Annotated in this window: 31 protein-coding genes and 1 pseudogene; 17 read left to right on the top strand and 15 right to left on the bottom strand. The window is 66.2% G+C overall.

Going from position 1 to position 26,991, the window contains the following annotated elements; genetic code table 11:
- Positions 1-37 precede the first annotated feature (37 nt).
- From NO347_RS11400 to NO347_RS11390, 3 genes are all read left to right on the top strand, one after another.
- Positions 38-247 (top strand): dodecin, encoded by a 210-nt coding sequence (locus NO347_RS11400; protein WP_256289703.1) that lies wholly within the window; start codon positions 38-40, stop codon positions 245-247.
- A 101-nt stretch (positions 248-348) separates the two neighbouring features.
- Positions 349-1,743 carry a bifunctional metallophosphatase/5'-nucleotidase gene (locus tag NO347_RS11395; RefSeq protein WP_256289702.1) on the top strand — a complete coding sequence of 465 codons (1,395 nt, stop codon included), beginning with the start codon at positions 349-351 and terminating at the stop codon, positions 1,741-1,743.
- 103 nt (positions 1,744-1,846) lie between these two features.
- On the top strand, positions 1,847-2,254 hold the full coding sequence (locus NO347_RS11390) for a universal stress protein (protein WP_256289701.1): 408 nt from the start codon (positions 1,847-1,849) through the stop codon (positions 2,252-2,254).
- 33 nt (positions 2,255-2,287) lie between these two features.
- On the opposite strand, the gene NO347_RS11385 is transcribed toward NO347_RS11390, so the two are convergent.
- Positions 2,288-3,430 (bottom strand): mechanosensitive ion channel family protein, encoded by a 1,143-nt coding sequence (locus NO347_RS11385; protein ID WP_256289700.1) that lies wholly within the window; start codon positions 3,428-3,430, stop codon positions 2,288-2,290.
- Between the two features lie 103 nt (positions 3,431-3,533).
- Here NO347_RS11385 and NO347_RS11380 point away from each other — a divergent pair, with 103 nt between their 5' ends.
- The 6 genes from NO347_RS11380 to NO347_RS11355 all read left to right on the top strand — a co-directional run bounded on the left by NO347_RS11380 (position 3,534) and on the right by NO347_RS11355 (position 9,195).
- The gene (locus NO347_RS11380) at positions 3,534-4,274 is read left to right on the top strand and encodes a proteasome assembly chaperone family protein (RefSeq protein ID WP_256289699.1); all 741 of its coding nucleotides are present in this window, start codon (positions 3,534-3,536) and stop codon (positions 4,272-4,274) included.
- 143 nt (positions 4,275-4,417) lie between these two features.
- Complete coding sequence (gene trmB / locus NO347_RS11375; protein ID WP_256289698.1) at positions 4,418-5,476, top strand: HTH-type sugar sensing transcriptional regulator TrmB; 1,059 nt, start codon at positions 4,418-4,420, stop codon at positions 5,474-5,476.
- Positions 5,477-5,653: 177 nt separating this feature from the next.
- Positions 5,654-6,811 (top strand): DNA primase small subunit PriS, encoded by a 1,158-nt coding sequence (priS, locus tag NO347_RS11370; RefSeq protein ID WP_256289697.1) that lies wholly within the window; start codon positions 5,654-5,656, stop codon positions 6,809-6,811.
- Positions 6,808-7,935, top strand: coding sequence for a hypothetical protein (locus NO347_RS11365; protein ID WP_256289696.1), 1,128 nt, complete (start codon positions 6,808-6,810; stop codon positions 7,933-7,935). Before priS ends, NO347_RS11365 begins: the two co-directional genes overlap by 4 nt.
- A gap of 50 nt (positions 7,936-7,985) precedes the next feature.
- Positions 7,986-8,456 (top strand): thioredoxin-dependent thiol peroxidase, encoded by a 471-nt coding sequence (bcp, locus tag NO347_RS11360; RefSeq protein WP_256289695.1) that lies wholly within the window; start codon positions 7,986-7,988, stop codon positions 8,454-8,456.
- Positions 8,457-8,784: 328 nt separating this feature from the next.
- Positions 8,785-9,195 (top strand): hypothetical protein, encoded by a 411-nt coding sequence (locus NO347_RS11355; RefSeq protein ID WP_256289694.1) that lies wholly within the window; start codon positions 8,785-8,787, stop codon positions 9,193-9,195.
- Between the two features lie 38 nt (positions 9,196-9,233).
- On the opposite strand, the gene NO347_RS11350 is transcribed toward NO347_RS11355, so the two are convergent.
- Positions 9,234-11,495, bottom strand: coding sequence for a CDC48 family AAA ATPase (locus NO347_RS11350; protein WP_256289693.1), 2,262 nt, complete (start codon positions 11,493-11,495; stop codon positions 9,234-9,236).
- Positions 11,492-11,740, bottom strand: coding sequence for an Hsp20/alpha crystallin family protein (locus NO347_RS11345; RefSeq protein ID WP_256289692.1), 249 nt, complete (start codon positions 11,738-11,740; stop codon positions 11,492-11,494). Before NO347_RS11345 ends, NO347_RS11350 begins: the two co-directional genes overlap by 4 nt.
- Positions 11,741-11,930: 190 nt before the next feature.
- On the opposite strand from NO347_RS11345, the gene NO347_RS11340 reads away from it, so the two are divergent.
- A complete protein-coding gene (locus NO347_RS11340; protein ID WP_256289691.1) occupies positions 11,931-12,698 on the top strand; it encodes an alpha/beta fold hydrolase in 768 nt (255 codons plus the stop codon).
- Between the two features lie 68 nt (positions 12,699-12,766).
- On the opposite strand, the gene panB is transcribed toward NO347_RS11340, so the two are convergent.
- Positions 12,767-13,552, bottom strand: coding sequence for a 3-methyl-2-oxobutanoate hydroxymethyltransferase (gene panB / locus NO347_RS11335; RefSeq protein ID WP_256289690.1), 786 nt, complete (start codon positions 13,550-13,552; stop codon positions 12,767-12,769).
- A 119-nt stretch (positions 13,553-13,671) separates the two neighbouring features.
- Between panB and NO347_RS11330 the strand changes: the two genes are divergently transcribed.
- Complete coding sequence (locus tag NO347_RS11330) at positions 13,672-13,947, top strand: DUF5822 domain-containing protein (RefSeq protein ID WP_121569533.1); 276 nt, start codon at positions 13,672-13,674, stop codon at positions 13,945-13,947.
- Between the two features lie 94 nt (positions 13,948-14,041).
- The gene (locus NO347_RS11325; RefSeq protein ID WP_256289689.1) at positions 14,042-14,890 is read left to right on the top strand and encodes an eIF2B alpha/beta/delta subunit family protein; all 849 of its coding nucleotides are present in this window, start codon (positions 14,042-14,044) and stop codon (positions 14,888-14,890) included.
- 96 nt (positions 14,891-14,986) lie between these two features.
- Here the strand turns inward: NO347_RS11325 and NO347_RS11320 are convergent, their stop codons facing one another.
- The 3 genes from NO347_RS11320 to tmcA all read right to left on the bottom strand — a co-directional run bounded on the left by NO347_RS11320 (position 14,987) and on the right by tmcA (position 18,392).
- A complete protein-coding gene (locus tag NO347_RS11320) occupies positions 14,987-15,478 on the bottom strand; it encodes a GNAT family N-acetyltransferase (RefSeq protein WP_256289688.1) in 492 nt (163 codons plus the stop codon).
- Positions 15,479-15,563: 85 nt separating this feature from the next.
- Complete coding sequence (locus tag NO347_RS11315) at positions 15,564-16,043, bottom strand: DUF456 family protein (RefSeq protein WP_256289687.1); 480 nt, start codon at positions 16,041-16,043, stop codon at positions 15,564-15,566.
- Positions 16,044-16,094: 51 nt separating this feature from the next.
- Positions 16,095-18,392 carry a tRNA(Met) cytidine acetyltransferase TmcA gene (gene tmcA / locus NO347_RS11310; protein ID WP_256289686.1) on the bottom strand — a complete coding sequence of 766 codons (2,298 nt, stop codon included), beginning with the start codon at positions 18,390-18,392 and terminating at the stop codon, positions 16,095-16,097.
- Positions 18,393-18,677: 285 nt separating this feature from the next.
- Between tmcA and rpl7ae the strand changes: the two genes are divergently transcribed.
- The 5 genes and pseudogenes from rpl7ae (at position 18,678) to NO347_RS11285 (ending at position 20,357) form a co-directional block, all read left to right on the top strand.
- Positions 18,678-19,040 (top strand): 50S ribosomal protein L7Ae, encoded by a 363-nt coding sequence (gene rpl7ae / locus NO347_RS11305; protein WP_121559418.1) that lies wholly within the window; start codon positions 18,678-18,680, stop codon positions 19,038-19,040.
- Between the two features lie 6 nt (positions 19,041-19,046).
- On the top strand, positions 19,047-19,271 hold the full coding sequence (locus tag NO347_RS11300; RefSeq protein ID WP_049986948.1) for a 30S ribosomal protein S28e: 225 nt from the start codon (positions 19,047-19,049) through the stop codon (positions 19,269-19,271).
- A 3-nt stretch (positions 19,272-19,274) separates the two neighbouring features.
- Positions 19,275-19,457 (top strand): annotated as a pseudogene (locus tag NO347_RS11295) (50S ribosomal protein L24e); the annotation flags it as partial.
- A gap of 5 nt (positions 19,458-19,462) precedes the next feature.
- Positions 19,463-19,927 carry a nucleoside-diphosphate kinase gene (ndk, locus tag NO347_RS11290; protein WP_121569390.1) on the top strand — a complete coding sequence of 155 codons (465 nt, stop codon included), beginning with the start codon at positions 19,463-19,465 and terminating at the stop codon, positions 19,925-19,927.
- Between the two features lie 172 nt (positions 19,928-20,099).
- A complete protein-coding gene (locus tag NO347_RS11285; RefSeq protein ID WP_256289684.1) occupies positions 20,100-20,357 on the top strand; it encodes a DUF6199 family natural product biosynthesis protein in 258 nt (85 codons plus the stop codon).
- Between the two features lie 103 nt (positions 20,358-20,460).
- On the opposite strand, the gene NO347_RS11280 is transcribed toward NO347_RS11285, so the two are convergent.
- The 8 genes from NO347_RS11280 to NO347_RS11245 all read right to left on the bottom strand — a co-directional run bounded on the left by NO347_RS11280 (position 20,461) and on the right by NO347_RS11245 (position 26,982).
- Entirely contained in the window at positions 20,461-21,525 is a 1,065-nt protein-coding gene (locus tag NO347_RS11280) for a methionine synthase (protein ID WP_256289683.1), read from the bottom strand.
- Entirely contained in the window at positions 21,522-22,535 is a 1,014-nt protein-coding gene (locus NO347_RS11275) for a 5-methyltetrahydropteroyltriglutamate--homocysteine methyltransferase (RefSeq protein WP_256289682.1), read from the bottom strand. The genes NO347_RS11280 and NO347_RS11275 overlap by 4 nt, the downstream gene beginning before the upstream one ends.
- A gap of 59 nt (positions 22,536-22,594) precedes the next feature.
- Positions 22,595-23,236, bottom strand: coding sequence for a HemK2/MTQ2 family protein methyltransferase (locus tag NO347_RS11270; RefSeq protein ID WP_425492381.1), 642 nt, complete (start codon positions 23,234-23,236; stop codon positions 22,595-22,597).
- A gap of 38 nt (positions 23,237-23,274) precedes the next feature.
- A complete protein-coding gene (locus NO347_RS11265; protein ID WP_256289680.1) occupies positions 23,275-24,480 on the bottom strand; it encodes a mechanosensitive ion channel family protein in 1,206 nt (401 codons plus the stop codon).
- Position 24,481: 1 nt separating this feature from the next.
- Positions 24,482-25,348 carry a 16S ribosomal RNA methyltransferase A gene (locus tag NO347_RS11260; protein WP_256289679.1) on the bottom strand — a complete coding sequence of 289 codons (867 nt, stop codon included), beginning with the start codon at positions 25,346-25,348 and terminating at the stop codon, positions 24,482-24,484.
- A 265-nt stretch (positions 25,349-25,613) separates the two neighbouring features.
- Positions 25,614-26,258, bottom strand: coding sequence for a DUF655 domain-containing protein (locus NO347_RS11255; protein WP_256289678.1), 645 nt, complete (start codon positions 26,256-26,258; stop codon positions 25,614-25,616).
- 64 nt (positions 26,259-26,322) lie between these two features.
- A complete protein-coding gene (locus NO347_RS11250; RefSeq protein WP_121569384.1) occupies positions 26,323-26,679 on the bottom strand; it encodes an RNA polymerase Rpb4 family protein in 357 nt (118 codons plus the stop codon).
- Positions 26,680-26,691: 12 nt separating this feature from the next.
- Positions 26,692-26,982 carry a 50S ribosomal protein L21e gene (locus NO347_RS11245; RefSeq protein WP_121569383.1) on the bottom strand — a complete coding sequence of 97 codons (291 nt, stop codon included), beginning with the start codon at positions 26,980-26,982 and terminating at the stop codon, positions 26,692-26,694.
- Positions 26,983-26,991: the final 9 nt, after the last annotated feature.

Raw genomic sequence — 26,991 nt, 5'->3', positions numbered from 1 at the left:
AGACTTATCGTGCTCCGTGTTGTATTTCCGCACGGCGATGGTATTCAAAAAAGTAACACTAATCGGACGGAGCGGAGAGAGTTTCGACGGTGCAGTCGACGACGCGATCGACCGTGCAGAGGAGACGCTCGACAACGTACACTGGATCGAAGTGGACGAACTCGGCGTCGAGGTCGCCTCGGTAGAAGGACGGGAGTACCAGGCGGAAGTCACCGTCGCGTTCCAACTCCGCGAGGGCGCGGAGTAGCGTACGAGTTCGTCGCACCCTGCGCGGCGGTACGACCCCACTGTGGCGACACAGACGACACACCGACGACTTCTTTTCTGTCGCCCCACCAGAGAGCGTGAATGCCGCGTCTCCTCCACTACTCCGACGTCGAGAACGTCTACGACGACCCGACCCGCGTGGGGCGCCTCGCCGGCGCGCTCCGCTCTCTGGCCGGCGGCGATGCGCTCGTCTGTGGGAGCGGCGACAACACCGCACCGGGCGTGCTCTCGCTGATCGAACGGGGCCGACAGGCGTTGGATCTCTTTCGCGCCGTCGACGCCGACGTCGAGACCTTCGGCAATCACGACTTCGACTACGGACCGGAGGCGACGCGGTCGCTCGTCGCCGCCGCGCCCCAGACGTGGGTGTCGGCGAACGTCTACGAGAGCGACGGGGAGCGCTTCGCGGCCGACGACGTCGTTCCGCATACGATCGAGACGGTCGGCGGTGTCCGGATCGGCTTCGTCGGCGTCACCGACCCCGCGACGCCCTCGCTCAACCCGATGGCCGGGGAATTGCGGTTCAGCGATCCCTACGAGGCCGCCGAGACGGCCGTCGCCGAACTGCGTGCGGCGGGCGTCGACCGCGTCGTGGCGCTCTCACATCTCGGCGGCGGCGACGACGACCTCGCGCGCCGCGTCGACGTCGACGTGATCCTCGGCGGGCACGTCCACGCGGAGCGGCGCGAGTGGGTCGACGAGACGCTGTTGCTCCGTCCGGGCGCGAACGGCCGCGTCGTCTTCGAGGTAACGCTCGAGGAGTCAGGGTCGATCGACGTCGAACGCCACGAGACCGCCGACGCCCCCGTTGCCGACGACGTCGTGTCCGCACTCCAGGGGCGCGTCGACGCCGCCGGACTCGACGAGGTCGTCGCCCACGTCGACCAGCCGATCGACCGCAGCGAACCGACGGTGTTCGGCGGCGAGGCCCGAATCGGCAACTTCGTCGCCGACGCCTACCGGTGGTCCCTGGAGGCCGACGTCGGCCTCCAGAACAGCGGCGGGATCCGTGACGGTCCGCCACTCTCGGGCGACGTCACCGTCGCTGACCTCGTGAGCGTCATTCCCTTCGAGGAACGCGTCGTCCGCGCGGAACTCACCGGCGCAGAACTCTGGGAGGTCTTCCGCGAGTCGGCGGCGGCGGTCGTCGACTTCGGCGAACCCGAGTGGTGGCACGGCCACGTCTCCGGGGCGGAACTCCGGTGGGACGACGACGCGACGGGACTCCTCGAAGCGCGGGTCGGCGGCGAGCCGATCGACCGAGAGGAGCGCTATACGATCGCGACCTCCGCGTATCTCTTGCATACCGACCACGAGTTCCCGACGCTCGAAGAACGGCACCGCGCCGGCGAGGGCGACATCCAGTTCGAGGTCCTCGCCGCGTACGCTCGTGAGTTCGGCATCGACGGGACGGTCGACGGGCGGATCGAGCGCGTTTCGGACGGTCGAACGACGCCCACAGGAACGGACGAATGACGGCCGCGACCGAGGGACTGCGTCGGCGCTTTCGAGACGGTCGCGGCCGCGAAACCCTCCGGAGTGAAAACGTTCAGGAGCCGTGGGGGCGTCAGATCCGACGATGACGCGCGTCGTGGTTCCCGTCCGGTATCCGCTGTCGAAGCACTCGCGAGCGACGCTCTCGGAGGCTATTCGGATCGCCAAGGACCGGGAGGCCGAGTTGACGGTCCTCCACGTCGACCTCTATCAGGAGAACCGCGGCGTGACCCGCGCCGAACTGAAGCGCGCCGTCGAAGCGTCGTTCGGGCCGCTCGAACGCACGCGCTACGTCGTTCGTCGGGGCTTTCTCGTCGAGGAGACGATCCTCGAAGAGATCGCGGCCGACGAGGCGGACGTCGTTGTCATCGGCTCGAAGCAGGCGAGCCGGTGGCGGACGATGCTTCGCCGGTTCCTCGATGACCCCGACATCGAGTCGTACCTCCGCGAGAAGCTCGACTGTACGGTGATTACCGTCCGCGACGACGAGTAGCGGACGACGTGTTCGGACGGCCCGACGCGTCTCCTATGCGTCGTCGGCTGACGACTCGTCTGTGTCGTCGGTCGCGTCGGTCTCGGTGGTGGGTTCGTCGACTGCCCCCCGCTCGACTGCGGCGTGCTCAATTGCGCTCCGTTCGTCGCCGCTACCGCTTGCTTCTCCACCAGTTACCTCCCCGCCGCGTGCGACTCTGCCGCCTGCTTCGCGTCCGTCCAGCGGCCCGCGTTGCCCGCTCACTCGCGCGTCGAGCGTCCCGCTGGTGTCGTCGAAGACCAGGTGCCGGTGCGGATAGGCGAACTCGATGTCGGCGTCGGCCTCGTGGAAGGTGTCCCAGATCCGGTCGCGGACCCGCGACTCTATGGTCGGGATCTTGTAGGGCTTCTGTGCCCAGTAGCGGAGCGTGAGGACGACGCCGTCGTCACCGAAGGCCGACCGGAGGACCGTCGGACGGGCGGGATACCGGGCACTTCCGATCCGGATGTCCGGTCCGCCCTCGATGACCTCGTCGTCTCTGGCGGCGGCGCGCCGCATCAACTTCCGGGCGTGTTTGGTATCGGATCCGTAGGTGACGAGGACGTCAAGACTGAGGCGGACGCGTTCGTCTTCCGCGGAGTAGTTCGTCACGAAGTGATCACGGATCGCGGAGTTCGGAATGACGAGGAACGTGTTATCGAGGGTAAACAGCTTCGTGTAGCGGATCGTGATCTCGTCGACGAACGCGCGCCGGCCGTCGTCTAACTCGATCAGATCCCCGATCTCGTACGGCTGGTCGGCGAGGATGAACAGCCCGTTGATGATGCTCCCGACGATCGGCGCGAGCACGATACCGAGGACGGCCGAGAAAACCGTCACCGAGAGGACGAGATCACCGATCTCCAGCCCGAGGACGCTGGCGGCGACGCCGAGCGTGATGATGACCACCCCAACCCGGATCAGCCGCAAGACCATCTGCGCGACACTCTGTCGGCGGAACTGTCTTGCGACGGAGCGCCCGACGAGTCGGACGACGTATCGTGAGAGGAGGATCCCGAATCCGAGGATCAGCGCGGCCAACACCCACCGCCAGCCAGGAAACTGAAGCCACTGGGGGACGACGCCTCCGAGCGATTCGCCGACGGACGGCGTAGGGGTCGGTACCGGCGTTCCCGTGGACGTCGTCGCCGACTGCATATCTGCGTCCACGACGGGGGCGAAGCATAAGCGTTCTTCCCGAGGGCGGCGCAGGCGTCGTCTGCGAGAAAATCATAAGAGGTATGTTACCATCACACTCAGTATGGCCGATCCCCCGCCACTACAGCCGGATTTCACGATCACTCACGACACCGAGCCGAGCGAGACGCTCCTCGCGGGCTTTTCGTCGTTCGGCCTCGCGGGGTTGACCGCCGTCGACTACCTCGTCGACCACCTCGAACTGAACGAGCAGGGGCACCTCTCCGCGGAGGGCCTGCCGACGGTGACGCCGTTCGAGGAGGGGCGTCCACGACACCACACGCGGCTGTTCTCCCGCGACGACCTCGAGGTGAGCGTTCTGGTCGGAGAACTGTTCGTCCCCGTGGGGGCCGGCCGGACGTTCGCCGACGTGATCCTCGATTGGACCGAAGCGAACGGCGTCCGCGAGGTGGCTATCCTCTCGGGCGTCCCCATCCCACACGGCCCGAACGAACACCGAACGTACTACATCGCGACCGACGACTATCGCGAGCGTCGACTCGCCGACGGGTCGATACCGCCGATGGGGCAGGGTTTTCTCGACGGGACCAACGCTGCGCTCATCGAACGCGGCCTCGACTCGCCACTCGGAGTCTGTACGTTCGTCACGCCCGTCCACGCGCAGGTCCCGGACGTCGAGGCCGCGATCCGCCTGGTCGAGACGGTCGGAGACGTGTACGGCATCGACATCGATTCCGAGCCGCTCGAAGCGTTCGCGGCCGAAGTCGAGCAGTACTACGCCGAACTCGCAGATCGAATGCAGGCGCGTGACGACGATCTCCCCGAAGACAGGATGTATATGTGACCGATCTGCCTGGCACGCAGTGGTCGACCGGTTGGGGAAACGCGACCGACTCAGCCGCGTGCGGCCGGATGCAACCCTGTTCCGAAACACTGTGCTACTCGAACAATAGTAAATGGTAAGTGAACGGGGCGAGAGGCCCACGTATGGCAGACGAACTCCGCACGACGCTGGAGCGGGTCGGAGAGCGCTTCAATCTCGGCGAATACGAGATCGAGGCGTATCTGGCCGTGCTCGAACACGGCGAACTGACCGCCTCCGAGATCGCCGACCGAACCGAGATCCCGCAGCCGAGAGTGTACGACACCGTCCGCAGCCTTTCGGACCGCGGCCTCGTCGAACTTCGTGAGTCGCGGCCGATGAAGATCGTCGCGGTCGCGCCCGACGACGCCTTCGGCAACGTCCAGCAGTCGCTCGACGACCTCGTCTCCGAACTGGAGGCTCGCTATACTGCCCCGGCGCGAGATACCGAAGCCGTCTCGCTTGTCAAGTCGCGCTCGACGATCCTGCGCTACTTCGAGGAGATCATCGAGGACGCCGAGTACGAACTGGTGCTCTCTCTCACTCCCGATCTGCTCCGCCGCTTCCGCGACGATCTCGCCGCCGCCCTTGACGACGGCGTGAGCATCGACCTGCTCGTGACGCCGGCCTCGCGCGCACCGGACCCCTCGGAGTTCGACTACCAGGAAGTCGCGACGGTCGCCCGCGCCCGCCGCGGCATCACCTCGCCGGTGCTCGCCGTCGCCGACGGCAACTACTCGATCTATGCGACTCAGGACGCGCTTCGCGACGACCGTGACCGCTACGGCGTCATCTTCAACCGCTCGGCGCTCGGATTCCTCGTCTCGGGCTTCTTCGGGACCGTCCTCTGGTCGACCGCGGAGACCCTCGTCACCGACGGCAAGCGCCGCCCGTTCCCCCGCCGTTACGCGTCGATCCGCCGCGCCGTGAAGGACGTCCGCGAACTCGACGGTCCGTTCTACGCGTCGATCACGGGCCGCGACATCGAGACGGGAGATCCGGTGATCATCGAAGGAGAAGTCGAGACGACGACGTTCGAGGAGACCGAAGAAGTCGCCTCGCTTCGCCTCAAGACGGACGACGGCGTCCTCGAAGTCGGCGGACTCGTCGCCGCGCTCGAAGACGTCGAAGCTCAAGAGATCATCCTCGGCCGCGACGGCGTCCCCGAGCGCGAGCAGTTCTGATACTGTCGGACAGAACGATGTGAAAAGTATCGGCACCCCGTGGGCGCCAACATCATTCACGAACTTCTGTCCGACAGTATGAACCGTCCCACGTCCCGCCCGGCGCGTCACGAGTCCCGTGCCGCCGTCGGCGAGACGCAACCGCTTTAGGAGTCCCTGTGTTATCGCCATCGACCGATGGAGGCGCGCACGCGGACCTATCTCGAAGGCCGATTCGGCGATTACTACCGCCGTAGCGACGTCTCCCTCCCGCCCGCCGCCGAGCGCCGCGAGTGGGGCCACATCCCCTGGAGCGCCGGGGCGACGACGATGATCCGTCACCAGTCGCTGCTCGACGTGGGCGATCTGGGCGATTTTCTCCACCGCACGGCTCCGCGCCACGTATACTTCTCGTCGGCCCGGTTTTCGGACCCCGGCGCGAACTCGATGGACGAGAAGGGCTGGCAGTCTGCGGACCTCGTCTTCGACCTCGACGCCGACCACCTCCCGGGCGTCGACCCCGAGGAGACCTCCTACGCGGAGATGCTCGCGGCCTGCAAGGACGAACTGCTGAACCTCCTGTCGTTCATCGACGACGACTTCGACTTCGAGGAGACCGAAGTCGTCTTCTCCGGCGGCCGCGGCTACCACGTCCACGTCCGCGACCCGTCCGTCAGAGGCCTCGACAGCGAGGCGCGTCGCGAAATCGTCGATTACGTCCGCGCGATCGACCTGGACGTCGATGGCCTCATCGACACCGAATCCAACCGCGGCACGACCCGACGCGTGCTCCGCCGTCGCGGTGGCTGGGGCGCGCGCGTCCACTCCCGCCTCGTCGACCTGGCGGAATCGCTCCGCGAGATGGACGAGGCGGACGCGCTCGACCGACTCCAGGAACTCGACGGCATCGGCGAGGGCCGAGCACAGACGATCCTGGGGCAGATCCAGCACAACTTCGAGGCGATCCGCGAGGGCAACGTCGAGGCCGGGGGTCCGGGGACTCGCATCCTCGTCGACGCGCTCACGGCCGAGGCCGTCGATTCGGAGACGGCACCGATCGACGAGCCGGTGACGACGGACACGAAGCGGCTCATCCGTCTCCCGGGGAGTCTCCACGGTGGCTCGGGGCTGACTGTGATGCCGCTGGATCGCGCGGAACTCGACGATTTCAGGCCGCTGGAAGACGCGATCCCGGACCGATTCCGGGGGCACGAGATCGAAGTGAACGTCACCGACCCCGGCCCGACGACGTTCGACGGCGACACGTTTACTATCGAGGAGGGAGAGCAATCCCTCGAAGAGTGCCTCGGGATCTTCCTGATGACTCGGGGGCGCGCGGAGATAGTTAAAGAATGAATTTAGACGAGTTGCGGAGCGTCCGACGCACAGAGCGCCAAAAGGACAGCCTCCAGCACCTCCGCGACTCGTTTTACGAAGACGTCGCCGCCTACATCGCAGAGCGCAAAGCCGAGCGACAGCGCGCGGCCGAGCAAGCCGCGGACCCCTTTGCAGATCCCGAGGTCGGACAGCTCACCGACGAGATCGAGACGGCCGAAGACGTCGTCGAGTCGATCTACGAGCGCCGCGTCGGCAAAGTAGTCAAACTCGCGTCGTTCGCGGCCGCGGATATGAGCGCCGACACCAACGGCCTCACCGCCGAGGAGAAAGCGCTGTTCGACGATCTCGTCGCTCGGATCAAACAGAGCCGCGGAACCGTCCTCGACGTCCTCTCGGGTGAAGGCGAGGGTGCGACGCCGGACGGCACCCAAGCCGTGACCGGGGACGCACCCGCCCCTGCGTCGTCGTCACAGGAGCCGGCACCGGCGGAGCCTTCCGACCCAACGCAGTCTGCGCCTTCCAACCCCTCACCGTCTGAAGCGAACGCTGTCGAGACGCCCGAGACGTCGGCGTCGACAACTGAGCCGTCGAATCCCCCGTCTCACGAGAGCGGGGCAGACGTGGATACACCCACCCCGTCGGGGGCCACAGCTCCCGACGACGTCCTCGCGGAGGCGATGGGGTCGACAGACGCCGACCCCGCCGGCGCCGACGCGTCGGACGACGATTCCACTGGGAGGGAGTCGTCTGGGCCGTCGCCGGACGTGCCGCCGGACGCGCCGCCGGACGCCGCAGCGCAAGATGCGCCCGTCGTCGAGAACGTCGGTGACGGTCGCAACGGCAACGATCACGACAGGGACGACCGAGAACCCGACGGCGGCGTCGTCGGCGTCGCCCCGGCGCTAGAGAATACAGATGCAGCACCAGCATCTGCCGCCACACAGAGCGTCCACGCTGGTCCGTCGGATAGTTCCGAAGCCGACGACGCCGACCGCGTCACGCTCCGCATCACCGAAGACGTTGGCCAGATATTCGGCGTCGACGAGCGCGAGTACGACCTCGCATCGGAAGACGTCGTGACGCTCCCGTCGACCAACGCGGGCCCGCTGTTGGACCGCGACGCGGCCGAACGTCTCGACTGACTGCACCGCCGAGCGGTACGTTGAAGCGCCTCTCTGCGAAACTGCCGGTGATGCTCGACACCGGAGAGACCGCCCCAGACTTCGAGTTGCCCGATCAGGACGGCGAGACCGCCTCGCTGTCGGCACACCGCGGCGAGTACGTCGTCGTCTACTTCTACCCGCGTGCGGACACCCCTGGATGTACGACGGAGGCGTGCGGTTTTCGCGACAATTTCGAGGCGTTCGAGGAGCGCGACGTGACCGTCTTCGGGATCAGCGACGACCCCGTCGACGACCTGGCGTCGTTCGCCGAGAAGTACGACCTCCCGTTCCGTCTGCTCTCGGATCCGGACGGGGACGTCGCGAGCGCGTACGACTCCTACGGGGAGAAGAATATGTTCGGCAACACCTTCGACGGCGTCTTCCGGAACACCTACGTCGTCGGTCCCGACGGCGACGTCGTCCTCGCGTACGAGGGCGTCTCCCCCGACGGACACGCCGAAGCGATCCTCGACGACCTCGCGGAACTCGACGCCGCGTAAGGAGTAGCGAGGTCGCATCTGAAACACCGTGGTCGAATCTATAGGTGGCTAGATAGCGTCCTGGTCGACCGGAGCGAACACCAGACTTCCGCTGGAATAAACTCTAAACTGGTTGTATTCTGTAGCTATCGAGAAGAACGTACTACTACATACTCCACAGTCCGGATAAAAACTCGTCGATCGGTCGAACGTGAGGCGGTCCGAGCGGGCACGTCCTGGCGGATCAATCGAGTCAGAACGCGGTCACCGTCGGTTCTCGATCCTCGATCAGCCACCGAAAATCGTGGCTACCTGTGGGTCTTTGGCGGTTCGGCCCCGAGAGGTGGATATGTCGGACACAGCGGGAGAGCGATCGAATCGGTGGGGTCGCCCCTGGCCACCCCTCGGCGTCGGCGTGGCGGCCGCCCTCACGAGCCTCTACGGACTCGTGTTCGTCGTGGGTGGCGCCACCGCCAGGAGCGTTCTCGGCGTCGGCTACGGTCTCGTGCTCGTCGCAGTCGCGGCGCTCCTCTGGACGCGCCATCGATGGGGCTGGTGGGGTGCGATGGTCGTCTACGGACTGGGCGCGCTGTTCGCGATGAGCAACATTCTCGCGGGCGACTCACGGTTCGCCGTCGCGGTCGTCGTCTCGCTGCTCGTACTCCTGTATCTCCTGACTCACTACGAGTACTTCTTCCCGAATGCCGGGGTCACACAGTCCAACAGCGGTGACGCCGACAGCGACGACTCGTCGGCGTGAAACGAATCGATAAAAACGAAACAGTTCGGCGGCCGCCCTCACTGGAACGTCCGACTGAACTCGGCGTCGGGTTCGCGCTCGACCTCGCTGGTCTGGAAGCGCTTTTCGATCTCCTCGTAGCGCTCGCGCGTCTCCTGGGTCACGCTGGGGCCAACCTCTTCGAGCGCCTGCTCGAAGTGCGCCATCGTCACGCGGACGTTGCCGACGGATTCGGTGACCTCCTCGCGCGAGACGCTGTTGATGAACTCTCGGCTCGCGGCCATCGACGCCTCGCGGCAGACTGCTTCGATGTCCGCGCCGACGTAGCCGTCGGTCCGCGCGGCCAGTTCGTCGAGGTCGACGTCGTCGGCCAGCGGCTTGTGCTCGGAGTGGACCTCGAAGATCGCCCGGCGCGCGTCCTCGTCGGGGACGGGCACGTGGACGTGGCGGTCCAGCCGGCCCGGGCGGAGGAGCGCCGAGTCGATGAGGTCAGGCCGGTTCGTCGTCGCGACGACGACGACGTCCTCGAGCGATTCGAGGCCGTCGAGCTCGGTCAGCAGCTGTGAGACGACGCGCTCTGAGACGCCCGAATCGCCCGTGTTGCGGCCACGCTCGGTGGCGATAGAGTCGATCTCGTCGAAGAAGACCACGGTGGGTGCGTTCTCGCGGGCCTTCTTGAAGATCTCGCGGACGCCCTTCTCGGACTCGCCGACGTACTTATCGAGGAGTTCCGGCCCTTTCACCGAGATGAAGTTGGACTCGGACTCGTTGGCGACGGCCTTCGCCAGGAGGGTCTTCCCGGTCCCGGGCGGCCCGTACATCAGGACGCCCTTCGCGGACTGCATATCCATCGCGTCGAAGACCTCCGGGTACTCCAGCGGCCACTGGATCGTCTCGCGGAGCCGCTCTTTGGTGTCTTCGAGCCCGCCGACGTTCTCCCAGGTCACGTCGGGGACTTCGACGAACACTTCGCGGAGCGCCGAGGGTTCGATACCCTTGATCGCCTCCTTGAAGTCGTTCGTCGTCACCGACAGCGATTCGAGCACCTGGGCGTCGATCTCATCGGATTCGAGGTCGAGTTTGGGGCGGATGCGCCGGAGGGCGTTCATCGCGGCCTCCTTCGCGAGGCTCTCGATGTCGGCCCCGACGAAGCCGTGGGTGTTGTCGGCGTACTCGTCGAGGTCGACGCCGTCTCCGAGCGGCATATTTCGCGTGTGGACCTGGAGGATCTCCTTTCGGCCCTCGCGGTCCGGCACGCCGATCTCGATCTCGCGGTCGAAGCGACCGCCACGGCGCAGCGCCGGGTCGATCGCATCCACTCTGTTCGTCGCGCCGATGACGACGACCTCACCGCGTTCGTCGAGGCCGTCCATCAGTGAGAGCAACTGGGCGACGACCCGGCGTTCGACGTCGCCGCCGGCCTCGCCGCGCTTGGGGGCGATCGAGTCGATCTCGTCGACGAAGACGATCGCGGGGGCTTCCTCCTCGGCTTCCTCGAAGATCTCACGGAGCTGCTCTTCGGACTCCCCGTAGTACTTCGACATAATCTCGGGGCCCGAGATGGTGTGGAAGGAGGCGTCGATCTCGTTGGCGACGGCCTTCGCGATCAGGGTCTTCCCCGTGCCCGGCGGGCCGTGGAGTAAGACGCCCTTCGGCGGCTCGATACCGAGCCGCTGGAACAGCTCGGGGTGTCGCATCGGGAGCTCGATCATCTCGCGGACCTGTTCGAGTTCCCGGTCGAGGCCGCCGATGTCCTCGTAGGTCACCGAGGGCGTCTCGCTCTCGGCTTCCTCTGCGGACTGGATCTCCTCGGCGGGCGTCTGGCTGATCGACACCTCGGTCGAGTCCGTAACGACGACCGTGCCGCTCGGCTCGGTCGAAGCGATCTTCAGGGGGATCGGCTGATTCGAGGAGGTCATAAAGCCGAACCCGAACGGCACGCGGATGTTCTGCCCCTGCGTGACGGGCTGGCCGGCGAGCTTGTCGCGGAGGTGCGCGCCGATGTTGCCGCTGATCCGGAGGTTCTGCGGGAGGGCCACAGAGACGCGTTTGGCGGGCTTGATGTCCGCTTTCTCGACTTCGACGCGGTCGTCGATGCCGACGTTCGCCTGCTGGCGGAGTCGGCCGTCGATGCGGATCACGCCGGTGCCGCTGTCCTCGGGGTAGCCGGGCCAGACGCGAGCGATGGCGGTGCCGCCGTTGCCGTCGATGCGAATGTAGTCACCGCCTTCGAGGCCGAGCTCCTCGGCCGCCTCGCGGTCGATCGCCGCGAGGCCGCGTCCGGCGTCCTTCTGCTTGAGCGGTTTGACCGTGAGATTCATTTTTCGACCGTGATCGTGAGCACGCCGTTGTTCGTCGCGACCGATGCCTCCTCACCGGGGAGTTCGAACTCCGTCTCGGAGATCTGCTCGCCCGTGTCGGCCACGACGATCGCGGTCGTACCGACGACGTCGACGTCGATGTCCTCGGAGGCGAGGCCGACGTCCGCGGCGAGAACCCAGCAGTCGTCGTACTCGTACCGGCGGACGATCCGCTCGCTTTCACCGGCTAATTGATTGCTACTCATTGGTATTCCTAACTCCAAGTTAGTCGCGTAGATATTTAAATCTGTCGTGCATAAATCGCATCACTGCGGAGGGAATACCGAAATAGCGGTTGAATTGCGATTCGGGGTGTGCGTCGGCTCCCGGTGACGCCGTCGATTCGCTACACGACCGCGCTGAGGGTTTATATCGCCGCCAGCCCAACGAAACGGTATGCAAACCGTGACACACCACGGCCGAGAGACGGCCTACCGGACGTTCGATCGGGGGGCGAACGGGCCGACGATCCTCGCCGTCCACGGCAGCGGCGGCACGCACCGGGTCTGGACCCCGCAGTCGAAACTCGCTACCGAGTTCCAGTTCGTCGCGCTCGATTTGAGCGGTCACGGCGAAAGCGAGGACGTCTCGGCCGAACCCGGGTACGAAGCCCTCTCCGCGTACGTAGACGACGTCGTCGCGGTCGCCGAGGCCGTCGACGCCGACGTCCTCCTCGGGAACTCGCTCGGTGGGGCAGTCGTGCTCACGACGCTCTTGGAGCGTGACCTCGACGTCTCGGAAACGATCCTCGCAGGGGCTGGCGCGCGACTTCCGGTCCTCGACGACCTCCTTCGGTGGGTTTCAGCGGACTTCGAGCGCGTCCTCGAGTTCTTCCAGGAGCCCGATCACCTCTTTCACGACACCGACGACGCCACGCTAGAACTGTCGCAGGCGGCGCTTCGCGAGACGGGGAGTGACATCCTCGAACGGGACTTTCGGACGGCCCACGCCTTCGACGTCCGCGGCGAGCTCGCGGTGATCGACGTGCCGACGCTCGCGCTCGTCGGCGAGTACGACCGCCTCACGCCACCGTACTACCACGAACAACTCTGCGCCGAACTGCCGGACTGCGAAGTGACCGTCCTCGACGACGCCGCACACCTCGCGATGTTAGAGGTTCCAGAACAGTTCAACGACGCCGTCAGCGGGTTCCTGACGGAGTGACAACGGGGTTCGTCCCGGCTCTTATCGACTGTCTGCCGATTCAGCCGACTCCCGGATGTGTTCTCCGCTTAGCTGTCTTCGCTGGGCGGGAATTCACCTGACGCGACCGCGTCGCGGTACGCTTCGACGGCGTCGGACATCTCCTCGCGGAGCGATCCGAACCGGCGCGCGAACGGCGGCGAGCGCTCGCTCAGTCCCAGGACGTCGTCGACGACGAGCACTTGCCCGTCACAGTCGGGGCCGGCTCCGATGCCGATCGTCGGAATGTCGAGATCTGCCGTGATGCGTGCCGACAGCGACGCGGGCACGTGTTCGAGGACCACAGAGAAAGCACCGGCCTCGGCGTGGCGCTTCGCGAGGTCGTGAATCCGATCGGCGTCTTCGGCACCCGTGCCCTGCTTCTCGTAGCCGAGTTCCTTGACCCGCTGCGGCGTCAGCCCCACGTGCGCCATCACCGGAATCCCCAACTGGACGAGTCGCTCGGTGAGTTCGACGGTGTGCTCGCCGGACTCGATCTTCACCGCGTCGACGCCGGCCTCCTTCAGCAACCGTCCGCAGTTGCGGACGCTCTCGCTCTCGTCGACGCCCACCGAGAGAAACGGCAGGTCGGCGACGACGAGCGCTTCGTCGGTCGCGCGGGCGACCGCGGCGCTCCGGGAGGCGATCTCGTCGTAGGTCACCGGCAGCGTCGAGTCGTAACCCAGCGCCGTGTCGCCGACGCTGTCGCCGACGAGAATCACGTCGATGCCCGCTTCCTCGACGACGGCGGCTGTCGTCGCATCGTACGCAGTCAGCATCGTGATGGGCTGTACATCGGAATCGGCTCGCTCGCGGATGTCGCGTACCGTCGTCACAGGCTGAGGTCGTCGTCAGCCCGATTAAACCGTTCGTTGCCGGCGAGCGGCCGTCGGGGACCGGCACCGCAGCCGACGAAAACCGGCACCGCTTTTGCGCGGCCGACGAAGGCTCGAACGTGCAACCAGTCGAGACGTCCGACCCCGAGGGTGTCGACTACGGGTGGGTGATGCAGACCACGTTCGTGCTCACCATCGTCGTTGGCGCGCCGGTCGTCGCCGCGCTCTCGATCCAGACGACCCTGCCGACCTGGGGTGCGCGCGTCGAGTTCGCGATCCGAGTGGGCGCGGTGGTCTGGATCGTCGTCGCCCTCGCGGTCTTCCTCTACGCGCGGCGGTTCGACGCCGGCGACGGCGGTCGCGACCCCGACGAGATCCCCGACAGCGACGACTGACCCGGGGTGCTCTCGCTCGAGGCCGTCGGCACTAACACCGCTGCTTCCAGCGCCCCGTCGGAAGGCCTTTCACCCGAGTCACCGACTCTCGGATATGATCGACGAGACCATAGCGGAGATCCGAGAGATGCAGACGCACAGTTCGTCGGTCGTCGCCGTGAAGGCGACGCGGGCGCTCTCGGAACTCACAGAGCGCGATCACGCCACCGTCGAGGAGTTCGAGCGCGACCTCGAACGCAACGTGAGCGCGCTCAAGCGCGCGAACCCCTCGCACGCGTCACTGTTCAACGCGATGCAGACAGTCCTCGTCAACGTCGTCGATCGGGAAGACACCGTCGCGGAGGCGAAGTCGCTCCTCGAAGACGTGATCGACCGAGTCGTCGAAGACGTCCAGCAGGGGAAATCCCGCGCCGCGCAAAACGCCGTTTCGATCTTCGAGGACGGCGAAACGTTCCTCACGCACGACTTCTCGTCGACGGTCCTCGAAGCGGTCGAGACGGCCGCAGCAGACGGCAACAACCTCACGGCGTACGTCACAGAGGCGCGGCCGCGTTACCTCGGCCGGAAGGCCGCGCGTCGGCTCGCCGAGATCGACCGCGTGGACACGCATCTGATGGTCGACGGCGCGGCCGGGACCTTCCTCGAAGACTGCGACCGCGTCGTCGTCGGGATGGACTGCATCGTCGAGGACACGCTGTACAACCGCGTCGGCACGTACCCGATCGTCGCGACCGCGAACCACCTCGACGTCCCCGTGACGGTCGTCGGCTCGGCAGCGAAGATCGTCGACGACGGCTTCGTCTTCGAGAACGAGTTCCGCTCGCCCGCGGAGGTCTCGCTCGAACCGATCGAGGACGTCGTGATCGAGAATCCCGCCTACGACGCGACGCCCGTGGAACTGGTCGACGAAGTGATCACGGACAACGTCGTCGAGAACCTCTAGTCGCTCGGAAACTACTCATACTGTCGGACAGAAGTTCGTGAATCATATTGGTACCCACGGGTGCCGATACTTTTCACATCGTTCTGTCCGACAGTATCACTCGCCGACGACGGACCGACGGAAGAAATCGGCGAACTTCTCGCGAAGCGAGGAGCCGTCGCCGAGGCGGAGGTAGTACGCGTCGCCCCCGTCCTCGTAGTAGCCGGTGATCCGCCGCTGGATCTCGAAGCCGAGGTGGTCGTAAAACGAGAGTGCGGACTCGTTGGTCGCCCGGGCGTGACAGGAGATCGAATCGTGCTCTTGGAGCGCGGCGGCGACGAGCCGCTTGCCGTAGCCTTCGCCGCGATGGTCCGGCGAGACCGCGAGAAACAGAATGTAGCCGTCCCGGCGAACCGACGCGAAGCCGACGAGTTCTTCCTCCTCGTAGAGCAGGTGATCGCGCGCGCGCCGGTAGGCGTCGACGAAGAACGTCCGGCGCTGTTTGAGTACCCCCTCGCGCGTTCGGATGCGCTCTTTCAGGTCCCACGCGTCTTCGGCGTACTCCGCGGAACCTGGGGCGTCCACCCGCATCTCGACGTTGACGCTCACGCGCTTGAATAGAACCACGACCGATATAATTCCTCCGTCGACTCCTAATGCTGCCGGCCGGCCCGAAGTCGTCGTAGCGCGCAACTCAAAGCAAGACGACGAGCGCGAGCGCGACGAAGACCGCGCCGGTCAACGCGACCTGCACGACGGTCGAGGCGAGCACGCCGACGGTCGAGTACAGCGCCACGCGGAGTCCCGCCTCGGCGTCGGCGTGCTGGGCGAACTCGACGGCGAAGACGGTCGCTGCGAGTCCGAGCACGAACCCGATCGGGCCGGCGACCACGAGGAGTACGAGGCCGACGAGCACCGCCGCCGCCGTCGTGAGAGCCGAAGCCCCGCCGGCCCGCGCGGCGATCGCCCCGCCGAAGTAGTCGACGAGCATCGTGAGCAGGCCGACGCCGACCAGGACGGCCACGAGGAGGACTGACGGCTCCGCGTAGCCGGTCGACCACCAGTAGACGAGGACGCCGACGACGGAGAGCAATCCGCCGGGAACGAGCGGCAGCACCGCGCCGAGGACGCCGAGGGCGACGAGGCCGAGCGCGAGCCAAGTGAGCGGCTCCATACGGAGACGTCGTCGCCGACGGTGATGAACGCGGCGGATCGATCGGGAGCGCTAGTCCTCGAACCGCGCGCGCTCGGCCTCGACGACGTCGATGCCAGCCCCGTATCGATCCACGAGCGCCTCACAGGCCGCGCCGAACGCCCGCATACACTGACGCGTCGAGACGTATTCGAGTTCGTCGGCGACGACTTCCCAGGGCTGGGCCTGCAACACTTTCCGGACGAGCAGGCGCTCTTCTCGGGCGGTCAGCGTTCGAGCCGCCTGTCCGCCGTCGTCGTCGTCGGCCACGCCACCGACGAGTGCGTGAAGCGTGAGCCGACGGAACGCCCCCGGTGCAGTGGCGTACTGTCCGGGCCCCGACGCGGCCCCGACGACGACGCGCCACTCGCGATCCGAGAGATCGGGTGTGCCTCGGCCGATTTCCTCGTCCACCGAGCAGGCCGCGAGCGTCCCCCGGACGACGTCGGGGTCGGCGTCACGGAGTTGGTCGACGAGCACGTCGGGCACCCGATCGCGGAACCACCTCGCGTGACGGTCACAGAGCGCGCTGCCCGCGTCCGAAAGCGGGTCGAGCATCAGCGCGGAGTACTCTCCGCTGGACGTGTTTCGCGTCGTCGAGAGGTGAACCGTCTCGTAGCCGTTCTCGGCCCAAAAGGAGAGCAGTTCCGGTGTCGCGCCGTAGCCGACGCCCAGGTAGTCCACCGCACCCTCGAACTCGGCGCGGATCTCCGCCAGCAGCGTCGAGCCGAGTCCCCGCGAGCGCGCGGCGTGGTGAGTCGCGATCCGAACGATGCGGTAGCCGACGGCCACGCCGGCGTCCTCGTCGCGGAGTTGGCTCGTGAACACGTCCGGCAGCATATTCCCGCGGATGCGCTCGCCTTCGTACATCGCGCGACGCGTCTCCGCGTCGAGGCCGCCCTCCCGCGCGAGCAGCGCGACGCTGACGACGTGTCCCGCGTGTTCGAGGACGCGAACCCGGAGGTTCGGCGCGTCCAGGAGGCGCGCGAGGTCGTCCGGCTCGGTCCGGTAGTGTGCGAGCACGAGCAGCCCGAACACTTCCCGAAGCAGGTGCTCGTCGGCGGCGAGTTCGTCCGCTGTGAGCGTCCGATAAGTGACCGACGACGGCGACGCGTCGGCGACGAGCCCGTCGACCGGCGGCCGGGCGTCCAAGAGCAGCGCGCGGAACGCCCACGTCTCGACGGGATCGTTCGGCGCGTATCGGATCGGCTCACCGAGTGACACGTCGACGACGTCGTGGTCGGCCGCGGTCAACTGCTCGCGGAACCGCACCGAGAAGCCCCGACCGGCCCCTTCGTATCCGTGGACGGTCGTGAAGAACGCCACCGAGGGCGCGTCGAGGAACGCCGAGAGAAGCCTGACGGGGATCGCAGCGGCCTCGTCGACGAGGACGACGTCGGGATCGTCCGGGAGCGTCGCCGCCTCAGCTGGCGAACGGAAGCGGACGCGACCGCCGTTCGTCGTTCGGAGATCCCAGTCGTCCTCGGACGCGAGCAGATCGAGATCTGCGAACAGCTCTCGCGCCCGCGCGAACACGTCGGCGGCGTTCCGCCGGTCCGGCGCCGTGACGAGGACGTCGCGTCCGGCCGCCGCGAGCGACGCCCCCGCGAGGCCCGCCGCGCTCGATTTCCCACGGCCGCGATCGGCTTCGACGACGACGGCCTGCTTCTCGTCTGTTACACGCCGCGCTAATGCCTCCAGCGCGTGGAGTGCGCGTGACTGGTCTGTGGTCACACAGGCCTCGTAGGCCGCCGGCGGGAATACGCGGGTCCCGGCCCGCGGCGGCGTCGGCGACGAGCGGATCGGCGCGTCGTCGTCGGCCGCGCCGCGGCGTTCGATCGTTCCGGCGTCGACGTCGGCGATCGCGACCCCTGGGTGATCGCGGAGCGTCGCGACGAGGCGCTCGCGGAACCGTCCGCCGACGTCGTCGACGTCGTACGGTGGCACTGCGAGGGACGACTCGAAAGAGCCCGGCCGCGCTGGCCAGGCGTCGAGCGGCGGCGCGAGGAGGATAAAGAGGCCGCCGCCGTCGACAGTGCCGACGAGTCGTCCGAGGACGTTCGGCGAGAACGACTCGTGGGCGTCACAGACGACGGCCGTCCGCGTCGTCCCGAGGAGTTCACGCGCCTGCTTCGGGTCCACGCGGTCGAATTTGAACCCCTCCCGCGCTGTGACGATGGTCGTCTCCGACGGAGGGATCTCGGCCCCCTCGACGGCGTCGTAGGCGGCGTCGATGCCGGCGTCCCGATCGCCCGCGAGGACGAGGAGGCGTCGGTGGCCGGTCCGACGTGCTGCCGCGCGGAGGTCCGCGGCGAGGGGGGCAACGTTCATATCCCGGAATTGGGACGCGTGAGTAAGGGAATTGCGCTCGGTCGCGGCGGGGCGAGTCGCATCGAGTCGAACGGGCTCTCGCCAATCGGGGGACCGCGTGTGGCGGCGTGCCACGGCAGGACGCCATTGAAAGCGCTTTTATGGCATCCCGAGTTATCCAGGTGTACAGCCTGCCCGGGGTTGATGATGCTCCTCGCCGTCAGGGAAATCCGCTTTCGAGGACCGTTGTCCTCGGCACTCGCCGGCGGGGCAGTCGAGCCCGCGAGCAGGAGAGGTGAACAACCAATGCCAGTTTACGTAGAATTCGACGTCCCAGCCGACCTCGCAGAGGACGCCCTCGAGGCCCTCGAGGTCGCCAGAGATACCGGTACAGTAAAGAAAGGAACCAACGAGACGACCAAAGCCGTCGAGCGCGGCACCGCCGAGCTCGTCTTCGTCGCCGAGGACGTCTCGCCCGAAGAGATCGTGATGCACCTGCCCGAACTCGCAGACGAGAAGGGCATCCCCTACGTCTTCATCGAGACGCAGGATGAAGTCGGTCAGGCCGCCGGCCTCGAAGTCGGCTCGGCCGCCGCCGCTATCGTCGACGCGGGCGAGTCCCAGAGTCAGGTCGAAGACATCGCCGCGAAGGTCGAGGAACTGCGGTAAGCGACGATGAGCGCAGAAGAGACCGCCAGCGACTCGACGTCCGCGGAGGTCATCGAGATCGTTGGCAAGACAGGGATGCACGGCGAGGCCATGCAGGTCAAGTGCCGCATCCGCGAGGGCTCGAACCAGGGCCGTATCATCACCCGAAACGTCCTGGGTCCCGTCCGAGAGGGCGACATCCTGCAGCTCCGCGAGACGCAGCGCGACGCCGACTCCATCGGAGGTCGATAACCAATGGTCGAAACCCGTACGTGTGATTACACCGGTGAGGAGATCGAACCCGGCACGGGCACGATGCTCGTGAAAAACGACGGAACGATCCTCCACTTCGTGGACTCGAAGGCCGAGAAGAACTACCGTCTCGGTCGCGAGCCCCGCGATCTGGAGTGGACCGAAGCAGGTGGCGCCACCGAGGGCGAACAGTGAGCAACGACGAGCGCACCTTCGTGATGGTCAAGCCCGACGGCGTCCAGCGCGGGCTGATCGGGGAGATCGTCTCCCGCTTCGAAGAGCGCGGTCTGAAGCTCGTCGGCGGGAAGTTCATCCAGATCGACCAGGACCTCGCACACGACCACTACGGTGAACACGAGGACAAGCCGTTCTTCGACGACCTCGTCGAGTTCATCACCTCCGGTCCGGTCTTCGCGATGGTCTGGGAAGGCGCGGACGCGACCCGTCAGGTCCGATCGATGGTCGGCGAGACCGACCCCGCCGAGTCCGACCCCGGTACGATCCGCGGCGACTTCGGCCTCGACCTCGGTCGCAACGTCATCCACGCCTCGGACCACGAGGACGAGGGTGCGAACGAACGCGAGATCGACCTCTTCTTCGACGAGGACGAACTGCTCGACTACGAGCGGATCGACGCGGCCTGGCTGTACGAATAACGCGGCCACACGCGTCTTTCTCTCTCGCTCTCGCTTTCTGCGCTCGCCAGCGGTGCTTCGCGGTCGGCCCCGCCCGACTGCCCCGCGCGGCTCTCACCGACTGGGAGCGACCGCGTCCCTCTTTTTTCACCAGTTCCTAGCCGCGGCTATGCGTAGTACGTGTACGAAACTGATGGCGGCATCGACGATGATCTTCGGCCTCGTGGGGGCGCTGTTCCCGCGCCGCGTCCTCGACCTCGCCGAGCGGTTCGTCCTCGTGGGCTACGAGAACCCCGAAGATCTCGAACCCTCCGAGTGGTACGTCTCGGCGACGCGCGCACAGTCGGCGCTCTCGGCGCTCGCCGGCGGCGTCGTCCTCGCGCTCGAATACGGCTCTACGTGCGGTAGCGATAGCGACGAGGACGCCGCGGAGGCCGAAGACGCCGAGTAACGCCGTCCCAGCGCTATCGCGAGTTTTTATCGTCCGAAGCCGGCACTCCGGGCAATCAGTAGACGCGCAGTGGCAAGAAAAATGTCGAACAGAGCCGCTGTGATTACGCCTGCGGCGCAGTCACGTCGATTTCGCCGGCGTCGAGTTCGGCCTCGACTTCGCGGGCGGCCTGGACCATATTCTCGATCTTCTGGTAGGCGACCTCACGCGGCAGGAGCTTCACGCCGCAGTCCGGCGAGATGGTGAGTCGCTCCGGCGGGACGACCTTCAGTCCCTGTTTGATGTTGCGCTTGATCTCCTCGACGGATTCGACTTCCGCGTCGTGAACGTCGACGACGCCGAGCGCGAGACCCGGCTCGAACGCCGGCTCCTGGAACACGTCGATCTGCTCGTAGCCGTCGTTACAGAGTTCGACGTCGAACTCGTCGATCGGGAAGTCGTTGATCTCGGGGTAGATCCGCGAGTAGTCGCCGTAGCAGACGTGCAGCCCGATACGGACGTCCTCGGAGATGCCGTCGACGATGCGTTCGAGCGACTCGCCGACGATCGCGTGGTCGTCCGGCGTCGTCGCCAGCGCGGGTTCGTCGATCTGGATGTAGCGCGCGCCGGCGTCGACCAGTTGCTCGATCTCCTCGTTGACGAGGTCCGCGAGGTCGTACGCGAGCGCTTCCTCGTCCTCGTAGGCCTCGTTGAACGACCAGCGGGCGAGCGTGTACGGCCCCGTGATCGGAACCTTCACCGGCTTCGTGGCGACGTTCGAGGTGAACTCGAACTCGTCGACGAGCCACGGTTCGTCGTACTCGACCGCCGAGACGACCGAGGGTTTGTCGAAGTAGTTGTGTCCCCACACTTTCACCGGGCCGTTGAACTCGTAGCCGGGGATCCGGTGGGCGAAGTACTCGACCATCTCCTCACGGCGCATCTCGCCGTCGACGACGGTGTCGAGGCCCGCTCGTTCGTGTTCCTCGGTGATGAGGCGGGCCGCGTCGTCGTGCGCTTCGTCGAGGTCCTCCGCGTCGAACTTCGATTCGGGGTCCTCGGAGAGTTCGCGCACGCGGTTGAGCCACTTCGGTTTGGGGTAGCTCCCGACGACAGTCGTCAGGAGGAAGTGATCGGCGTCGTGGTCGTCCGGGCGGAACTGCTCGCGGTTGTCGGCGTGACGCGTCATTCCGCAGCCACCTCCGCGTCGAGGTCGGCGGCTGCAGCGAGGGCGGCGAGCTTCTCTTGGTGTTTGTTCACGGGTAGATAGAACGGCTCGGTGTTCGTACTCAGATACACGGTCTCGAAGTCGGTCGCAGGAAGCTGCTCTTCGAACCACTCGACGCGTTCGCGGAGCGTCTCGGGCGATTCGACGAGCGTGTTCTGCCCGTCCGAGAGGCCGAGCGCGACGTCGTCGGTGACGCCGTACTCGCTGGCGTTGTAGACTGTCTGTTCGCGGTCGCCGGCGACGACGTCGAGGCCGACCGCCGAGACGTCTGCGTCCAGCAGGTGCGCGTAGGTCTTCTCGTCGAGCGCGCCGAAGTACGTGTGGACGACGACGTCGGCGTCGGTCGCGCCCGCGACGGCGTCGATCGCTTCGGGGACGGCCTCGGCGAGGTCGTCGTCGGGTGCGGACTCCACGAGCGAGGGCTCTAAGAGGAACAGCGTCTCGTGCTCGGGGAACGCCTCGACTTCGCCGCCGAGGAACTCCGCGATGGCCGAGAGGAACGTCTCCGCGTCGCCGTAGTGTTCGTCTGTCGCCAGATCGGCCAGTGAGTACGGGCCGGGGAGGACCGCTTGCATCGGCGCGGCGCCGTCCAACAGTTCGGACGCCTGTTTTAGTTCGGCCGCAACGTCGCCGGAGGGAGTCAGATCGTCGACGACGCGCGGGTCGCGATAGAAGTTGTTGTTGTCGTAGTAGCGGACGATGCCACCGGTCTCGACGTTGTCGTGGACCGCGAGCGGGTGCGCGATCATATCGTCCCAGCGGAGCTGTCCCTCGACGGCGCGGTCGAGGCCGGCGTCGAGCTGGTCGTCGACGACTTCCGATCGCGCGTTCTCGTACGTTGAGACGATCGCTTCGGACTCGTCGCCGGAGATCAGATCGCCTTTCTGGTGTCCTTTGAGGTCCGATAAGTCCGACTTCGCCCAGTCCGGCAGCGGGAACAGGCCGGGCGTCGTCGCTACGAGTTCTGTCATCGATAGAGGCTACGAAATGCCGCCGCTTAATATTTGCTAAAGCAGAAAATGCGCTCTAGTTATCTCTCACCGGGGTCGGGTGGCGTCTGTGTCAGCGCGACCACCGAGAGCGACTCGAACGGATAAGACTCCTCGACGACGACCTCGTGGGCGAAGCCGCACGCTTCCGCGCGGTCGATCACAGCATCGTATCCCGTGAGCGAACTCACGAGCAACAGGACGACGCCGCCGGGTGCGAGGACGCGACCGACGGTGTCGAGGAACGGATCGACGAGTTCTCGGCCGGACTCCCCGCCCGAGAGCGCCTGCTCCATCCAGTCGCCCCACTCGTTTTCGGGATCGGTTGGGAGATACGGCGGATTGAACGCGACTGTGTCGAACGCACTGTCGGCGAACGGTTCGACGAGGTTCCCGCGCACCACGTCGAAGATGGCGGCGTCGCGGCCGTCGATCGCAGACTGTTCACTCTCGTCCGCGTCGCCACCGCGGTCGCCGAGTGCCCTACGACGCGCCGCCCGACAGGCGTGCGGGCTGAGGTCGCTCGCGACAACGTCGGTCACGGCGTCGACCTCGCGGGCCGCCTGTTCGGCGACCCACCCCGAGCCGGTACCAACCTCCAGGAACCGCCCGCGACCACGCGCTTCGACGGCGGCGGCGAGGAGCCCGGAGTCCTCTGCGGGCTGGTAGACTTTCGTTTCCATCCCGCGCCGATCCGCGAGGTCCTGCTTCGTCTCCTCGCTCACGACGACTCACCCCCGTCGCTCGCCGCTTCCGCCGGCGGCGCTTGCTCCTCGCTCGATGCTGCTTCGGCGCCCGTGTCGTCACCCGCGAGGACGAAGCCGCCGGCCTCCTCCCGGCCGGTGAGTTCGCGCTGCGGGAACGGGATCTTGATGTCCTCGGCTTCGAGCGCTTCCTTGACCGCGCCGATGACCGCGGTCTGTGAGCGCCACTTCCGACGCGCGCTCGGATTGTCGATCCAGTACCGGACGCCGAGGACGACTGCGGAGTCGCCGAGTCGCTTGAGCACGACCTGCGGCGTCGGCACGCTCATCGGATCGTCGAGCCCCGAAACCGCCTTCTGTGCGACTTTGGCAGCCCGTTCAGGATCGGCGTCGTAGTCGACGCCGACCTCGACTTCGATGCGGAGCCGTCCCTTCCGGCTCCGGTTGACGAGGCTCTCTGAGGAGACGACGTCGTTGGGGATCATCACGTACTCGCCGTCGAACGTCTGGATCCGGGTGTTGACGATCGTGATGTCGGTGACGATCCCCTCGTACTCGCCGACCTGGATCCAATCGCCGATCTCGAAGGGGCGCGAGAACATCAGCACGAACCCGGCGATGAGCGCCCCGAGGGTCTGTCGGGCGGCCATACCGAAGACGATCCCGAGGAACCCCGCCCCGACGAGGATGCCGCCGACGTTCACCCGCCACAGCGAGAGCACGATCGTGAACGCCAGGAGATACAGCGTGACCTGCCCGATCCGGAACGCGATCTCGCGCTCGTGCTCACCGAGTGAGGACCGCGTCTCGGCGATCTCCTCGATGAGCTGTCGGACGAGCCCCGTCATCGTGTACGCACCGATCAGGAACAGCAGCGAGATGCCGATCCGGACGAGGGTCTCCGGACCGTAGTTGTCGCCGAAGACGCCGAGCAGTTCCGCCGAAAGCCCCCACACGGCGACGATCGCGACGCCGCCCGTCAGCGCAAGGACCATCGTGCCGAACGTTACGAAGACGTGCCACAGCGTCTGTGGGATCTGTTCGGGCTCGATCGCGTGGAGCCACTCCGTCCGTGCGAGCAGTGCCATCACCGCGACGCCGATGGCGAACGTGACGGCGATTCGACCGGCGGTCGACGGGACGAGTTGCGGGAGACCAGCGAGCGTGCTGCCGACCCCGTCGGAGAAGATCTGCAGTGCGAGGAGGGGTCCCACGTGAGACATCTCAGCGGCCGTGTTCGTCGGCGATGGCGGTCAGTTCTGCGAACGCCGCGGGCGAGAGCGACCCTGCCCGGGCGCGGAGCAGGTCCTCGTCGACGTCTTCGACGGCGTCGACGACGGCCTCGGGGTCGGACAGCCCCGAGATGTGTGCGGTGTTGCGGATGCCGTTTCGGATCGTCTTGCGCCGCTGGGTGAAAAGCGCCTTCACGAAGTCGAAGAAGAACGCCTCGTCTGTGACTTCGTAGTCCGGTTCTCGGGGCCGGAGGCGAACGATCGCGCTCTCGACGGCCGGCGCGGGGTCGAACGCCTCCGGCGGCACGATCTCGACGACTTCGACGTCCGCGTAGTGCTGGGCGCTCACCGACAGCCGGCCGTAGTCGTCGGTGCCGGGCTCGGCCGCCATCCGCTCGCCGAACTCCCGCTGGAACATCAGTACCAGCGGGCGCTGCGTCGGCAGCAGTCGGAAGGTGATCTCAGAGGAGATCCCGTACGGGAGATTCGCGACGCACGCGGTGAACTCCGGGAGTTCGACCTCCAGGGCGTCGCCTTCGATGATTTCTAATCGCCCGGCTTCGATGTCGGCTTCGAACTCCTCGCGGAGGAACGCCGCGAGCGCGGGGTCGCGTTCGACGACGGTGACTTGCTCGGCGACGCGGAGCAGGCGATCCGTGAGCGCACCGGTCCCGCCGCCGATTTCGAGGATATGTGTCGTATCCGCATCCTCGGGGAGATACGTCGGAATCCGATCGAGCACCCGGTCGTCGATCAGGAAGTGCTGATCGCGGTCGGGATCGCCGCGCACGCCGGCCCGACGGCGCAACTCGTCGGGGTCGCGAAGATCGGGCGCGGCGTCGGGCGTCGAATCTGTCATTGGCGTCGATTGCAGGCGGGCGCGTGTAAACGTCTCGGCTCGTGGTCTACCCAACTCGAACTATAGGGCTTATCGTCACCGTTCGGAGATTCTCGCCGTACCGTCCGGCGAGAAATCTATGCGGACTTACGATAATCCCTATATAGTTGCGTTTGCAAGTCTTCACGCACCGAATTGCACGCAGTCGTGCGATCGGCTGTGTAATCAGTTGCAAACGCTACTGTAGGAAGTAGACGGCCGCCGAACGACTCTCGACGGCGCTGCGCTACGATTCGCGTCCGACGAACGTCTTGTACTTCAGGTCGTCGTCGCGGAGTTCCTCCATAATCCGCTCGGCGAGGATCTCTTTCGGCCGGTGGAGCCCCGAGACCCGTTCTTCGACGTCCTCGAAGCTCTCGAAGGGACCGCGCTTGCGTTGATCGAGGACGTTGTTGCGGAGTTTCTTCCCGATGCCGGGCAGGAGGTTGAGTTGGTGGAGCCGCAGCGTGATCGGCTGGGCGTCGTTGTAGAAGTCGACGAAGCGCTGCTCGTTGGCGTCGACGATCTCCTCGATTGCGTACTCCAGTTCGGCGTTCGCCGTGTTCGAGATGTCGTCGTACCGTACCTCTTTGAACCCCTCGACGGCGTCGCGGGCTTCCGTCGGGCCGATCACGACCCGGTCGCCGATCGAAATGTCGGTGTCGTCGCTCAGCGTGAGTTCGAAGAGACGGAAATCGCGCTCACCGAGCGCGTACGCGAGAGGAGACTTTCGGTGTCGGGGGCGGTCGTCGTCGGCACGGCCGTGCGGCAGGTGATCGAGAACGACCGCATAGCGCATCGCTGCGGCGTCCGTCTCGCCCTGCGCGCCGGAGTCGTCGCCGCCTTCCGACTCGCTCGCGTCGTCGGCGTCTCCGCTCTCGGTCGTGGTCATACGATGACGTACGCCCACGGCCTATTTAAATAGTTGGCCGACGGCGACGAACCGTCTGGTCGGATTAGACGTACTTCGCGACGACGTTCAACACGTCGTCGAGTTCCTCGCCGCTCAGGGCGTACCGTTCCTGTGCGTACACTGCGCGGAGTTCGTCCCGGCTCTGCGGGAGGAGGTCCGCGATCTTGATCGCCGTCGGGGCGTCGACCTTCTCCAGTTCGAGTAGTTCCTCGACGAGTTCACGCGACTCCTCGGGGTCGAGGTGGGCGAACCGGTTCACGTGTTCGACGGCGCGAGCCAGTTCGTACTGGAGTTCGCGCTCCTCGTCCGCGGCACGCTCGGCTTCGACGTCCTCGAGGAGTGCTTTGACTTCTGAGACGGTCAGATACTCCTCGTCGACTTTTTCCTTGAAGATGGTCATCGGCGGAGCGTGTTACTCCTGGGCGCGCAGGTGAGCGGGACGAGTGATGAGGGTCTTCTCTTTGCCGCCGTCGACGATCTGGACCTTGAACGCGCGGCCCTGTTTGCCGACGACCTCGCCCGTGTGTCCGTTGAAGCGCGGGTGGAAGCGGCCTTCGCGCACGCTCGGGTCGATCTTCAGGTGGACCTTCTGACCTTCGTCGTACTCCTGGATCGCGCGCTGCGGCGGCGACGTCCCGCGGTCGCGCGGCTTGTTCGAGAGCTTTCCTCGCGTTCCGTGAAGTGGACCGTTGGAACTCGGCATAGTCGTTGG

Origin of the sequence: Halobellus inordinatus, from assembly GCF_024464655.1 — an archaeon.
Lineage (GTDB): Archaea > Halobacteriota > Halobacteria > Halobacteriales > Haloferacaceae > Haloquadratum > Haloquadratum inordinatus.
Note: the sequence above shows the minus strand (reverse complement) of the source record. Positions and strands in the feature narration are given on the sequence as shown.